Origin of the sequence: Roseomonas gilardii, from assembly GCF_001941945.1 — a bacterium.
Classification (GTDB): domain Bacteria; phylum Pseudomonadota; class Alphaproteobacteria; order Acetobacterales; family Acetobacteraceae; genus Roseomonas.
The window spans coordinates 4,028,726-4,041,877 of sequence record NZ_CP015583.1 but is presented as its reverse complement, the minus strand read 5'-3'; the positions used below and the strand labels follow the sequence as shown (position 1 = coordinate 4,041,877).

11 protein-coding genes are annotated in these 13,152 nt (G+C 73.3%); 8 read left to right on the top strand and 3 right to left on the bottom strand.

Annotation, left to right across the window (positions count from 1 at the left end):
- Nucleotides 1-29: 29 nt before the first annotated feature.
- Together mdlC and RGI145_RS18270 are read left to right on the top strand one after the other, a co-directional pair.
- Entirely contained in the window at nucleotides 30-1,652 is a 1,623-nt protein-coding gene (gene mdlC / locus RGI145_RS18275) for a benzoylformate decarboxylase (protein ID WP_075799492.1), read from the top strand.
- Nucleotides 1,653-1,733: 81 nt separating this feature from the next.
- Nucleotides 1,734-2,723: a Bug family tripartite tricarboxylate transporter substrate binding protein gene (locus RGI145_RS18270; protein ID WP_075799491.1), complete on the top strand. Its 990-nt coding sequence runs from the start codon at nucleotides 1,734-1,736 to the stop codon at nucleotides 2,721-2,723.
- An 85-nt stretch (nucleotides 2,724-2,808) separates the two neighbouring features.
- Here RGI145_RS18270 and RGI145_RS18265 read toward each other — a convergent pair whose 3' ends face one another.
- The 3 genes from RGI145_RS18265 to RGI145_RS18255 are packed head-to-tail and all read right to left on the bottom strand — an operon-like array spanning nucleotide 2,809 to nucleotide 5,476.
- Nucleotides 2,809-3,540, bottom strand: coding sequence for an aspartate/glutamate racemase family protein (locus RGI145_RS18265; protein WP_075799490.1), 732 nt, complete (start codon nucleotides 3,538-3,540; stop codon nucleotides 2,809-2,811).
- A 46-nt stretch (nucleotides 3,541-3,586) separates the two neighbouring features.
- Complete coding sequence (locus RGI145_RS18260; protein ID WP_075799489.1) at nucleotides 3,587-3,931, bottom strand: hypothetical protein; 345 nt, start codon at nucleotides 3,929-3,931, stop codon at nucleotides 3,587-3,589.
- 15 nt (nucleotides 3,932-3,946) lie between these two features.
- A complete protein-coding gene (locus RGI145_RS18255; RefSeq protein WP_156878599.1) occupies nucleotides 3,947-5,476 on the bottom strand; it encodes a lytic transglycosylase domain-containing protein in 1,530 nt (509 codons plus the stop codon).
- A gap of 278 nt (nucleotides 5,477-5,754) precedes the next feature.
- On the opposite strand from RGI145_RS18255, the gene RGI145_RS18250 reads away from it, so the two are divergent.
- From RGI145_RS18250 to RGI145_RS18225, 6 genes are all read left to right on the top strand, one after another.
- Nucleotides 5,755-6,318, top strand: a complete 564-nt coding sequence (locus RGI145_RS18250) for an outer membrane lipoprotein (protein ID WP_237183127.1) — start codon at nucleotides 5,755-5,757, stop codon at nucleotides 6,316-6,318.
- 138 nt (nucleotides 6,319-6,456) lie between these two features.
- Nucleotides 6,457-7,293, top strand: a complete 837-nt coding sequence (locus RGI145_RS18245; RefSeq protein ID WP_075799486.1) for an ABC transporter permease — start codon at nucleotides 6,457-6,459, stop codon at nucleotides 7,291-7,293.
- 8 nt (nucleotides 7,294-7,301) lie between these two features.
- Complete coding sequence (locus tag RGI145_RS18240) at nucleotides 7,302-8,033, top strand: ABC transporter ATP-binding protein (RefSeq protein WP_075799485.1); 732 nt, start codon at nucleotides 7,302-7,304, stop codon at nucleotides 8,031-8,033.
- 193 nt (nucleotides 8,034-8,226) lie between these two features.
- A complete protein-coding gene (locus RGI145_RS18235; RefSeq protein WP_075799484.1) occupies nucleotides 8,227-8,493 on the top strand; it encodes a hypothetical protein in 267 nt (88 codons plus the stop codon).
- A 23-nt stretch (nucleotides 8,494-8,516) separates the two neighbouring features.
- Nucleotides 8,517-11,495 carry a glycosyltransferase gene (locus RGI145_RS18230; protein ID WP_075799483.1) on the top strand — a complete coding sequence of 993 codons (2,979 nt, stop codon included), beginning with the start codon at nucleotides 8,517-8,519 and terminating at the stop codon, nucleotides 11,493-11,495.
- Complete coding sequence (locus RGI145_RS18225; protein WP_075799482.1) at nucleotides 11,492-12,895, top strand: glycosyltransferase family 4 protein; 1,404 nt, start codon at nucleotides 11,492-11,494, stop codon at nucleotides 12,893-12,895. Before RGI145_RS18230 ends, RGI145_RS18225 begins: the two co-directional genes overlap by 4 nt.
- Nucleotides 12,896-13,152 lie beyond the last annotated feature (257 nt).

The window sequence follows — 13,152 nt, the reverse complement described above, 5'->3', positions numbered from 1 at the left end:
AGAAGAACACGAGGAGGAAACGCCACCCCATGTCCGCCCATTTGTCCGCCTATTCCGGCACCACGACCACCGTGCGGCAGGCGGTGCTCGACCTGCTGCGCGACCTCGGCATGACCACGGTCTTCGGCAATCCCGGCTCCACCGAACTCGGCCTGCTCGATCGCTGGCCGGCGGATTTCCGCTACGTCCTGGGCCTGCAGGAAGCGAGCGTGGTCGGCATGGCGGACGGCCATGCCCGGGCCACGGGGCGGGCCGCCTTCGTCAACCTGCATTCCGCCGCCGGGGTGGGCCATGCGCTGGGCAACCTCTTCACCGCCTGGCGCAACCAGACGCCGCTGGTGGTGACGGCGGGGCAGCAGGCGCGCTCGCTGCTGCCGAACCTGCCCTTCCTCGGCGCCACCGACGCGGCGCAGTTCCCCCGGCCCTATGTGAAGTTCAGCATCGAGCCGGCGCGGGCGGCGGATGTGCCGGCGGCCATCGCCCAGGCGCACCGCATCGCCATGCAGCGCCCTTTCGGCCCCTGCTTCGTCTCCATCCCCGCCGATGACTGGTCGGCCGCCTGCCAACCGGTACAGCCACGCCGCCTGTCGTCGGAGATGGCGCCCGACCCCGCCGCCATCGCGGCGGCCGCGCAGGCCATCGCGGCGGCGCGTCGCCCGTTGATCGTGGCCGGGTCGGAGGTGGATGCCGAGGGCGCGGGCGAGGCGCTGGTCGCCCTCGCCGAGCGTCTCGGCGCGCCGGTGATGACCGCGCCCTTCGCCTCGCGCATCGCCTTCCCGGAGGAGCATCCGCTCTTCGCCGGCTTCCTGCCCGCGGCACCCCAGGCGGTCTCCGACAGGCTGATGGCCCATGACCTCGTGCTGGTGGCGGGGGCGCCGGTCTTCACCTTCCACATCGAGGGCGACGCGCCCTTCTTCCGCAGCGGCATCCCCCTCTTCCAGTTCACCATGGATGGGGAGGCCGCTGCCTCCGCCCCCGCCGGCACCGCCATCCTGGGCAGCCTGCGCCTCGGCCTGCCGGCGCTGGCCGCCGCCCTGCCGGCGACGGAGCGCACCCTGCCGGCCCCGCGTCCGCGCCCGGCGCCGCCCACGCCCGCCGAACCGATCCCCGCCGCCTGGCTGCTGCACCGCCTCCAGGCCGCCATGCCGGCGGATGCGGTGCTGGTGGAAGAGGCGCCCTCGCACCGACCGGCGATCCAGGCGCAGATGCCGCGCAACCGCTGGGGCAGCTTCTTCACCATGGCGAGCGGCGGGCTCGGCTATTCCCTGCCGGCGGCGGTCGGCATCGCGCTGGCAAAGCCGGGGCAGCGCGTGGTCTGCCTGATTGGCGACGGTTCGGCGATGTATTCCTTCCAGGCGCTCTGGACCGCCGTGCAGCACCGGCTGCCGCTGGCCGTGGTGGTGATCAACAACGGCGGCTACGGCGCCATGCGCTCCTTCAGCCAGGTGATGCAGGTGCGCGACGTGCCGGGCATCGACCTGCCGGGCATCGGCTTCGTCGATCTGGCGCGCGGGCTGGGTTGTCCCGGGCAGCGCGTGACGCATCCCGCCGCGCTGGACGAGGCGCTGCACGCCGCCTGCCATGCCGAAGGGCCGATGCTGGTGGAGGTCGCGGTCGATCCGGCGATCCCCACCCTCTACCACAAGTCCTGACCGGGGAACGGCCCGCCGGAAACCCGGAACCCAGACCGCCCGCCGGAAGAAGCGGGGCGGCGTTTCACGAGGAGGAAATCCATGTCCGGGATCGTCACCCGCCGGGGGCTCGCCCTCGGCAGCCTCGCCCTGCCCATGCTGGGGAGGGCCCAGGCCCAGGATGCGGCCGCCGCCCCCTGGCCGACCAAGCCGGTGCGCGTCATCGTGCCCTTCCCGCCCGGCGGGCTGGTGGACACGCTGGCCCGCGCCGTGACGCAGCGGATGACGGCGCAGCTCGGCCAGCCGGTGGTGGTGGAGAACCGCGCCGGCGCGGGCGGCAATATCGGCGCCGACGTGGTGGCGAAGTCGCCGCCGGATGGCCACACGCTGCTGGCCAGCGCGCTCGGGCCCCTCGCGGTCAACCAGTACATCTATCGCAGCATGCCCTATGACACGCGGACCGCCTTCGCGCCGATCGTGCTGCTGGCCCATACGCCGAAGGTCTTCTGCGTCGCCAACGCGCGTCCCTGGCGCAATGTGGGAGAGGTGATCGCGGCGGCGAAGGCATCGCCGGGCCGGCTCACCGCCGGCTCCGCCGGGGCGGGCAGCAGCCTCCATCTGGCGCTGGAACTGTTCAAGCAGCGCACCGGCGTGGACATCCAGCACATCCCCTATCGCGGCGCGGCCCCGGCGGTGACGGATCTCGTCGCCGGCAACATCGACATGGTCATCGACAACGTGCCGAACATCCTGGGCCAGATCCGCGGCCATGGCGTGCGCCCGCTGGCGGTGGCCAGCCCGCAGCGCCTGCCGCAACTGCCGGAGGTCCCCACCATGCGCGAGCAGGGCGTGGACTTCGTCTTCGGCACCGCCTTCGGCATGGCGGCGCCGGCGGGCACGCCGCCCGCCATCACCGGGCGCGTGGCGGAGCTGGTCACGGCGGCGCTGCACGACCCGGAGATCGGCGGGCGCTTCGTGGAACAGGGGGCGCAGATCGGCGGCGGCACCCCGGCGCAGTTCGCCGAGGTGGTGGAGCAGGAGCGCAGCACGCTGGAGCCGGTGATCCGCGCCGCCGGCATCCGCGCGGAGTAGGAGGGCCGCACGCCCTGGTGCCATCCCCCTGGCACCGCCTTTCCCCGCGGCCGCCACGAAGCGCGGCGCGCGGAGAGGACCCGGATCAGCCGCCGAGGCGTTCGGAGAGCGCCGTGGAAAGGCCGGATGACGGGGCGGCTGGCGGTGTGGGCAGGGGCGGCAGGGGTTCGCCCAGGCTGGCCTCCATCAGGCAGTCGAGGCTGTCCAGCACCGGCACGGGTAGGTGCGCCGACACGGCCGGGGCAAGCCCCGCCAGCCCGGCGCCGCCCAGGACCACCACGCCGGCCCCCTCCGCGATAACGGCCTCCGCCGCCCGGGCCAGCAGCCTTGCCGCGCCGTCCGGGTCGCGCGCCAGGGCGTCGCCGGCGGGCGGCACGGCGCGGACCAGGATGCGGTCCGCCCCGTGGCCCAGGGCGAAGGCGTGTTCCCGCAGCATGGGCACCCAGGCCTCGCCGCCGGTCAGCAGGGCGATCCGGGCCCCGGGAGCCAGGGCGAGGGCGGCGGCGATGCTGGCCTCGGCCATGCCGCGCACGGGAACGCGGGCGATCTCGCGCGCCGCCAGGAAACCCGGCTCGCCGAAGCAGGCGATGGCGATGCGGTCCACCGCCCGGTCCTGCTCCGCGATGGCCTCCAGCACCGCGTGCCCGGCCACGGCCACGGCGGCGCGGGTGGCGATGTAGCGGGCGCCGAAGCGGGCGGTGCAGGGGACCAGCTCGACATCCCTCCGCTCCTGCCGGGCCAGCCAGCCGGTGGCGTGGTGGCGCAGGCGCTCGGTCATGGCCGAGTCGGTGTTGCCATTGAGGAGGAGGAGGCGCATCGGCCGGGAAGGATGCCCCGCAAGGGCGGATTTGCGAAGGGGCCGTTCAGCCCTGCTCCGGCGCGGCCTTTTCAAGGGCGGCGTACCAGTCGGCATAGGGCGTGTTGCGCGCCAGATGGCGGTTGTAGTCAGGGGTGCCGTCGCGCCACCAGACCGGGCCGCGCTCGCCCAACCCGTGCTTGGCCTCGTCCACCGCCCGCCGCGCGGCGCGCAGCGCCTCCGCATCGCCTTGCCGGCCGGCCTCGCGCACGGCGCGGCGGGCGCGCATCAGGGCCTGGACCAGCGCCTCGCGTTCGGATTCAGGAAGGTTGGGATCGGTGCGGCGCCAGAGCCGGCCGCGCACCACGAGATAGCGGCCATCCGGCGTGACCGGCGCGGCAGCGTCGGTCACGCCGGATGCCTTCGCTCAGCTCTGGGAGTCGGGCGACAGGGTCATGCAGGCGCCGCGGCCGCTGCGCAGCTTCTCGCAGGCGTTCTGGGCGCCGTCGCGCGACAGGCCCATGACACGGGCGCGATAGAGCACGGTCTTGCCCTGCATCACCGGCTGCACGGCGACGCGCACGCCATTCGCCGGGATCTTGGAGCGGGCCTGGTTGGCGGCGGTGCGGGCCTGGCTCTCGCTGGCATAGGCGCCGACCTGCACGGCCCAGCTCCCGGTGCCCGGCGCGGCGGTGGCCGTGCTCAGGCCGGGGCGCGACAGGGTGCCGGCATGGGCGGTGCCGACGAGGCTCAGCGACTGGGGCGGCACGGCGCGGCGCGGCGCGGCGGCCTCGGCGAGTTCCACCGGAGCGCTGCGAGGCGCCTTGGCACGGCCGGCGGGCTCGGCGGCACGGGCGCCAGCGGCGAAGGCCGGCGGCGTCGGCAGGATCTCCTGGCGGCTGAAGGCGGTCTCGATCCGGGAGGTCGTCGAGGGGGCCTCGCTGCGCGGCGTGGTCGAGCCGTCGGGGATCGGGTCCATCGCCACCACGTTGCCGCCGAAGCGGGAGGAGGGGGCGGGGCCGGTCGAGCCATCCGGGATCGGCGCCATGGCGACGACGGTGCCCTGCGGGGCGTAGGAGCCGGAGGAGGAACGGGTGGAGCCGTCCGGGATCGGTTCCATGGCGATGACCGGGCCGTTGCCCAGGCTGGCCACCTGCACCGGGGCCGGCGGCGGGGCCGAGGCGATGCTGGTCGAGCCGTCGGGGATGGGCTCCATGCGGATCACCGGGCCGGGCGGCAGGGTCGCGACCTTCACGCCCGGATCGACGGCGCGCCGCTGGTCGCGCAGCGCCAGCATGGTGGCGGTGTCGCCGCGGCGCGGCCCGGCCGGGATGCGCAGCGGGATGTCGGCGGCGGCATAGACCTCCGGCGGCGCGCGGTGGGACGGATGGGCGTCCACGATCCGCGGCCCGATCCGGGCGACGTAGTTGCGGGTCTCGGCGGGCAGGCCCTTGCCGCCCCAGAGATAGTCCTCCAGGCGGCGGGGACCGGCATTGTAGGCGGCGAGGAAGGCCGGGCTGCCGTAGAGCTCGTACATCTCCCGGATATAGGCGGCGCCGGCCATGATGCTGTCATAGGGGTGGTAGGGGTCGTTCCCGAACCCGTAGCGGGAGGCGAGCTCGGCATAGGTGCCGGGCATCACCTGCATCAGGCCCATGGCGCCCACCGGGCTGGTGGCCGTGGTCCGGCCCGCGCTCTCCTGGCGCATCACCTCGCGAATCCAGCGCTCCGGCACGTCGAATCGCTTGGAGGCATCGCGGATATAGGGCCCCCAGGGATCGTTGGACGGGCCGGGCGGATCGTAGGAGGCGGGGCGGTGATAGTTGGAGGAGGAATCGTAGATGTGGCGGGACGAGCTGGTCGCGACCTGCTGGCTGCCACAGGCGGCGACACAGGCCAGAAGCGACAGCGTCATCGCTCCCCGCACGCGCGCGGTCAGGCCGCGCCGATCAAACACGCGAGGAAGCATCCCCCAATCCCCCCAACCTCGGTACTCCCGCGGGTCTTCCGGATGGGCCGATCGTCGGCGCCCCCACGCTGACGAAACGGCCGGAAGCCGCGGTGCAGACGGTGCCTGCGACGAAAAGGGCTAACGGAAGCTCGGGCATGAAGCAAGTGGAGACTCTACGTTGCATGTCGTGGGCTGGCGCCGCTGTGCGATCCACGTCACGTTGGCGCCCCCTTCTCGCCACATTCCGCGTAGAAGACTCTTCGCAATTCCGAAAGGAACGCCTCATGCGTCGTATAACAAGCCATTCCCGGGCGCAGCGTTCGTCTTCGGCTGCTCTTCGGCTCTGCCTCGTTTCACTGGCCCTGGCCGGAGGCCTGTCCGCCTGCGCGCCGCAGAACACGGGCGCGACTTACAGCAGCGCGACCATGGGCGTGCCGGCGGCCGTGACCTATGGCGTGGTCAAGGGCACGCGCCCGGTGACGGTCCAGAGCGGCCGCAGCGGCGTGGGCACCGCGGCGGGCGCGGTCGCGGGTGGCGTGGCCGGCTCCTTCATCGGCGGCGACTGGCGCAGCAACGTGCTGGGCGGGCTGGGCGGCGCGGTGCTGGGCGGGCTCGCCGGCAATGCGATCGAGCGCGGCACCGGCACCGGCCAGGCCATCGAGTTCATCATCCAGCAGGACAATGGCGGCGACATCGCCGTGGTGCAGACCAACGAGGACAACCTCCAGGTCGGCGACCGGGTCTTCATCACCCATGGCCCCGACCAGGTGCGCATCGGCCGGGCGATCGGCGCCCCGCCGCCGGCCGGCATTTCCGCCGCGCCGGTCGGCGCCTACGCGCCCAAGTAGGAGGGCGGGGGCACCGGGGGTGGGGAGGCGGCGCCATCCCCCCTTCCCCGGTAACACGGGCTCCGGCGGGCAAGGCGGGGCCGCCCTGCCCGCAAGACAGGTTGTGGCGCCTCCCGGCTTCGTATAGGCACGCCCGCCATGACCGCCCAGCCGTCGCCCGCCTTCCAGATCGACGCGAGCAATCCACGACGCTTCGCCCGCGCCATGGAGGACCTGACCTCCGGCCTGCAGACCTGGCGGCTGAGCTGGGCGCTGGCGCGACTCGACCTGCGCAACCGCTACCGGGGCTCGGTGATCGGGCCCTTCTGGCTGACCCTTTCCACCGCCGCGATGCTGGTGGGGCTGGGGCTGCTCTATTCCCGCCTCCTCGGCATCAGCCTGCGCGACTACCTGCCGCACCTGGCGGTCAGCCTCGTGGCCTGGAACACGATCAACAACCTGGTGCTGGATGCCTGCTCGGCCCTGACGGGCGCCGAGGGCGTGATCCGGCAGATGCGCCTGCCCTTCTCCGTGCATGCGTTGCGCTGCGTGTTCCGCAACGTGCTGACGGCGGCGCACAACATCCCCCTGCTCTTCATCGTGCTGGCGATCTTCAACCGCTGGCCGGGGCCGGAGGTCGTGCTGCTCATCCCCGGGCTGCTGATCTTCTTCGTCAACGCCCTGGCGGCCTCGGTCTTCCTGGGCATGATCTGCGCCCGGTTCCGCGATGTCGGGCCGATCGTGACCAACATCATGCAGCTCGCCTTCTTCATGAGCCCAGTGATCTGGAAGGCCGACCTGCTGAGCCCCGCGGCCCAGGCCTGGCTGCCGCTGAACCCCTTCTACGACCTGCTCGAAGTGCTGCGCGGCCCGCTGGTGGATGGCGGCGGGGCGCCGATGGCCTGGGCCGGCGCCATCCTCTACACCCTGGCCGCCACGGGGCTGGCCCTGGGCTTCTTCGTCCGCTTCCGCGGCCGCCTCGCCTTCTGGGTCTGACGACGACAATGGCTATCATCGAGGCCCAGGGGCTCAACATCGAGTTCCCGCTCTACCACGTCGCTTCCCGCTCGCTGAAGAAGCGGCTGCTGGCCAAGGCGGCGGTGCGGGTGAGCACGGACGAGTCCAACCGCGTGGTGGTGAACGCCCTGCGGGACCTCACCTTCACCATCCAGCCGGGCGAGCGCGTGGCGCTGGTCGGGCACAACGGCGCCGGCAAGACCACGCTGCTGCGGACCCTGGCCGGGATCTACGAACCGGTCGGCGGGTCGCTGCGGGTGGATGGGGAGATCGGCTCGCTGATCGATCCGGCGGCCGGCATGGACCCCGATTCCACGGGGCGGGAGAACATCCGCCTGCGCGGGCTGTTCCGCGGCCTGAGCGAGGCCGAGATCGCGGAGCTGGAGCGCGAGGCGGCAGCCTTCTCCGGCCTGGACGAGTTCCTGGACGTGCCGATCCGCGGCTATTCCGCCGGCATGAGCATCCGCCTTTCCTTCGCCATGGCCACCACCATGAACCCCGACATCCTGCTGATGGACGAATGGTTCTCGGCGGGCGACGCGGACTTCATGCGCAAGGCCGAGGAACGGCTGGCGGGGCTGGTGGACAAGGCGGAGATCATGGTCATCGCCACGCACGACTTCAACGTGGTGCGCCGCTGGTGCAACCGCGCCATCCGGCTGGAGGCCGGGCGCATCACCGCCGACGGCACGGTGGACGAGATCCTGGGCGCGGCCTGAGGCCCGTCCCGTATCCGATCCGGCAGCATCCGCGGGCGGGCCGGCCCGTCGCGTGTCTTTGTCTCCCCGCCGTGTTGCCTCCCCTGGCCGCTGCCGTTATCGCTCTCGCCCGATGGGCGAACGAAACGACAAACCGCTGAAACGGTCCTTGCTGGCGCCATTGCGGGATCTTCCGGAACCCTCGAAACGGCAGTTGCGCCAGGGCTTCCGGAAGGGCGTGCATGTCTACCGGTCGATCCCCGTCGCGCGCATGATCGGCCTGCGCCTCGCGGCCCTGAGCCCGGGGCTGAAAGCCAGGCTGGTCCATCGCTTCATCGCCTATGAGCGGCTTTCCGAACCGGGGCTGGCGCTTCCCGCCCACTCCTCCGCGCAAGGCGTGCCGCTGCAGCCGCCACCGGACCTGTCCGATGCGGAACGCTCCGTCTTCCTTCGCCTCGCGGCGAGGCATGGCGGGATCTGAACGCGGCAACTGGCGGAAGACCGATGCGACTGTTGATCGACATGCAGGGTGCCCAGGGCACGAGCCGCCTGCGCGGCATCGGGCGCTACTCGCGCGACCTGGCGCTTTCCCTGGCGCGGGAGGCGCGGGGGCACGAGGTGCATCTCCTGCTCAACGGCACGCTGGGCGATGGCGGCGACGCGCTGCGGGAAGCCTTCGGCGACCTGCTGCCGGATTCCGCCTTCCACCGCTGGTGGGGCCCCGAAGGCGCGCCGGATGTCACCGAGCCCCGTCCCGCCCGCCGCGCGGCGGGCGAGATCCTGCGGGCCGAGGCCATTGCCGCGCTGGCGCCGGACCTGCTGCTGGCGACCAGCCTCTTCGAGGGTTCGTCCGACGACGTGATCGCGCGCTGGCCGCCTGACCGGGCGCGGCCGGCCACGGCCGCGATCTGCTATGACCTGATCCCGCTGATCCAGCGGCAGGACTATCTCGACGGCCCCTGGGCGGGGGCGCAGCGGCTGAAGGACTGGTACTTCCGCTGCCTGCACGAGATGGCCGAGGCCGATCTGCTGCTCGCCATCTCCGAGGCCAGCCGGCAGGACGCCATGGAGCAGCTCGCCCTGCCCGGCGACCAGGTGGTCAACATCCGCGCCGGATACAGCCCGGTCTTCGGCCCGCAGCGGATGGACGCGGCGGAGCGGCAGGCGCTGCTCGGCCGCTACGGGCTGCGCGACGGCTTCGTGCTCTTCGTCGGCGGCGGCGACCCGCGGAAGAACGAGGCCGGGCTGCTGCGGGCCCAGGCGCTGCTGCCGCCGGCGCTGCGGGCCCGGCACCAGCTGGTGATCGTCGGCGCCACGGACCCCGGGGAATTCGTCCTGGCCCGCAAGGCGGCCGGCCTCGGGGCGGAGGAAGCGGCGCTGATCCGCTTCGTGCCGGAGGCGGACCTGCCGGCGCTCTACGCGGCCTGCAGCCTCTCGGTCCTGCCGTCCTTCTACGAGGGTTTCGGCCTGCCGGTGCTGGAGGCCATGGCCTGCGGCGCCCCCGCGATCGGCAGCCGCGCGGGCAGCCTGCCGGAAGTGATCGGGCTGGAGGAGGCCCTGTTCGACCCCCACGATCCGGCGGATATCGCCCGGGTGATGTCGCGCGCCCTGGCGGAGCCCGGTTTCCGCGCGCGGCTCCTGGCCCATGCCCCGGCCCAGGCGGCACGCTTCGGCTGGGCGGATACCGCGGCACGGAGCTGGTCGGCGCTGGAGGCCCTGCTGGAATCCCCGCGCCTCCGGGACCGCCCCGCCCATCTCGTGCCCGGGCGGCGCCTGCCACGCCTCGCCCTGGTCTCGCCCCTGCCGCCACAGCCGACCGGCATCGCCGACTACACGCGCGAACTCGCCCCGGCCCTGGCGCGCCATTACGACGTCACCCTGGTCTGCGAGAGCGGCCATACCGAGGACGAGCGGCTGCGCGGCGCTTTTCCGGTGCTGGATGCCGCCACCTTCCGGAGCCTGGGGGAACGCTTCGACCGGGTGCTCTACCAGCTCGGCAATTCCGATCTCCACGACTTCCAGTACCGGGGCCTGCTGGCGGAGCAGCCGGGGGTGGCGACGCTGCACGATTCCTTCCTGTCCGGCCATGCGCTCTGGCAGGCCTACAGGAACGGCGACCGGGAGCGTTTCGTCGCGGCGCTGCATGCCTCCCACGGCTGGCCCGCCGTCGCGACCTGGCTGCGCGAGGGCGAGATCGCCGCGACCCGCGCCTGGCCCTGCAGCCTGCCGGTGCTGCGCGACACCATCGGCGTGATCCAGCACTCGCGCCACGCCGTGGAATGGACGCAGCGGCATTATGACGCGGCCACGGCGGGGGAGCCCGCCATCATCCCGCATCTGCGGCGGATCCCGCCAAAGGGCGACCGGGCCGCCGCCCGCCGGCGCCTGGGGCTGGCGCCGGATCTCCCGGTCATCGCCAGCTTCGGCATCCTGGCCGCCAGCAAGCTGCCGGACCGCCTGGTGGCGGCCTGTCACGGCCTGCGCGGGGAGGGGCAGCGCCCGCTTCTGGCGCTGGTGGGCGAGGCGGTGGAGCAGCTCGACCTTCCGCGCGAAAGCGCCACCCTGCGGCTGACCGGGCGGGTCTCGCCCCAGGCCTATGCCGACTGGATGGCGGCGGCCGATATCGCGGTCCAGTTGCGCGACCATTCGCGCGGCGAGACCTCCGGGGCCCTGATCGACTGCCTCGCGGCGGGCCTGCCCGTGGTGGTGAACCGCCATGGCACCATGTCGCAGGTGCCGGATGACTGCCTCCGCACCATTCCCGAACGCTTCGAGGACGGAGATCTGCGCGTCGTGCTGCAGGAGCTGCTGCAGGACCCCGCCTCGGGCCGGCAGCTCGGTGCGCGGGCGCGGGAATGGGTGCGGGAGACGCTGTCCCCGGAACGGATCGGGCTGGCCTATCGCGAGGCGATCGAGGCGTTCCATGCCCGGCCCGATGCCTTCCTCCGCCTGGGCGATCCCTTCCGCGGCGCCCTGCTGCCGCCCGGCAGCGCGGGGGACTGGGCCGCCGTCGCCCGGGCCAGCACCGCCAATTTTCCACCGCGCCGCCCCCCCTTCCTGTTCCTGGACGTGACGGAAGGCTGGCCGGACATGGCGGAGCTGGAGCGCCTGCTGCTGGCGCACCCCCCGACGCTGCGCGTGGAGCCCGTCCGCTTCGAGGTGCCGGTGGAGGATGGCGACGCTTCTCGCGCCGCGCATCCGTTGCCACCCGCGCCGCCCGGCACCTACCGAACGGCGCCCGAGGCCGCCTTCGAGCTGCTCGGGCAGCGCTTCGCCCATCTGAGGCCGGGGGTGCTTCCCCCCGCGCCGGGCGACCTGCTGTTGCGCCCCTCGGCCGACCCGCTGCCCATGGACCGGCAATCGGCGCTGCGGGCGCTGGAGCGGCGCGGTTGCATCCTGGCGGCGCGCGACGCGGCCGGCACGGCGGTTCCGGCGGCCGGGGCCATTCTGCCCGTCTGGTTCCAGGCCCTGCTTCCGTCATGAGCGCCGGCACCACCCCATCGCCGGTGCTCTGGGTCGAGGTCGGCGACCTGCTGGACTATGCCGCGATCCGCAACCGGCTGTCCGGCATCCAGCGCCTCGCCTTCGAGCTTTGCCGCGCCCTGGCGCCGCATCCCGGCGTGCGCTTCTGCCGCGCCGTGCCGCCGCGCGAGGGGCTGCGCGCGGTGGAATGGGCGGAGCTGGAGGCGCTCTATGCCCGGCTTTCCGGCGGCGATGACGCACCGCCGCCGGGCCGCGACGGGCATGCGGTGGTGGCGGAACATATCGCGGCGCCCGTGGAGGAGGCCCGGCGCGGGCTGCTCCGGCAGGCGGCGGGCTGGCTGCCGAGCGAGATCCGGATCCCGCTGGCCCGTGCCACCGTGGCACAATCCTCGGTCGCCTCGGAACTCGGCCGTGCCCTGCGGGGGGCCACCGGCGCGCTGGGCCGGCGCGGGGCGCCGGGCGCTGCCAAGGCACCGGAGCGCGCGGCCGTGGAGCCTGCGCCGGGCGACACGCTGCTGATCCCCGGCGCGCCCTGGGCGCATCCGGATTACGGCCCGGTGCTGGGGCGGATGAAGGCGCGTGTCGGTCTGCGCATCGCCCTGATCCTTTATGACCTGATCGCGGTGAAATACCCGGAGTGGACCGATCCGGGGCTGATGCGGGTCTTCGGCCCCTGGCTGCGCCGCACCCTGCCGCAGGTGGACCATGTGCTCGCCATCTCCGAGGCCACGGCGCGCGACACGGCGGCATGGGTGGCGGAGCAGGGCATCGCCCCGGCGCCGCGCATCACCGCCTTTCCCATCGGCACCGGCTTCGGCGCCGCGCGCCGGGCCGGACCCGCCGTGCCGCCACCACCGGGCGATCCGGGCTATGTGCTCTTCGTGTCCACGATCGAGGCCCGCAAGAACCACGCCCTCGCCTTCCGCGTCTGGCGGCGGCTGCTGGAGGAGATGCCGGAGCGGGAGGTGCCGCGCCTGGTCTTCGCCGGCGGGGCCGGCTGGCTGGTGCAGGACCTGCTCGGCCAGATCCGCAACACGGCGAATCTCGGCGGCAAGCTGGTCCTGGCCGGCTCGCCGAGCGATTCCGACCTGCGCCTGCTCTACCGCGACTGCCGCTTCACCGTCTTTCCCTCCTTCTACGAAGGCTGGGGCCTGCCGGTGACGGAAAGCCTGAGCTTCGGCCGGGTCTGCCTCGCCTCCGACCGCGCCTCGGTGCCGGAGGCCGGGGGGCGCTTCTGCGCCTATCTCGACCCGGACAACGCCACCGGCGCCACCGTCGCCGCCCGGGCGCTGATCGAGAACCCGGAACATCTCGCCGCCATGGAAGCCGAGATCCGCGAGGGCTTCCGCCCGGTGCCCTGGTCCGACACCGCCGCCGCCGTGCTGGCGGCGCTGGGCTGATCGGGCGCGGCTCCGTCCCCACCCCCGGGGGCAAGGCGCCGCCTCGCCCCCGAGACCCCCACTCCGCCGGGGACCGAAGCCGGTCCCCAGACCCCGGGCCTGAGTTGGCGCTGGCGGTAGCCGTCAGTCCAACGCCTGGCCCCTGGGCACAGGTGGATCGGCGGGGCTCCTGAAGAAGAAAATAGCCCTCTCCGCGCTGGCGGCGCCCGCAACCGCCGGAGAGCATGGCTCTCGGGCGCGACCCGGCCGCAGCGAGG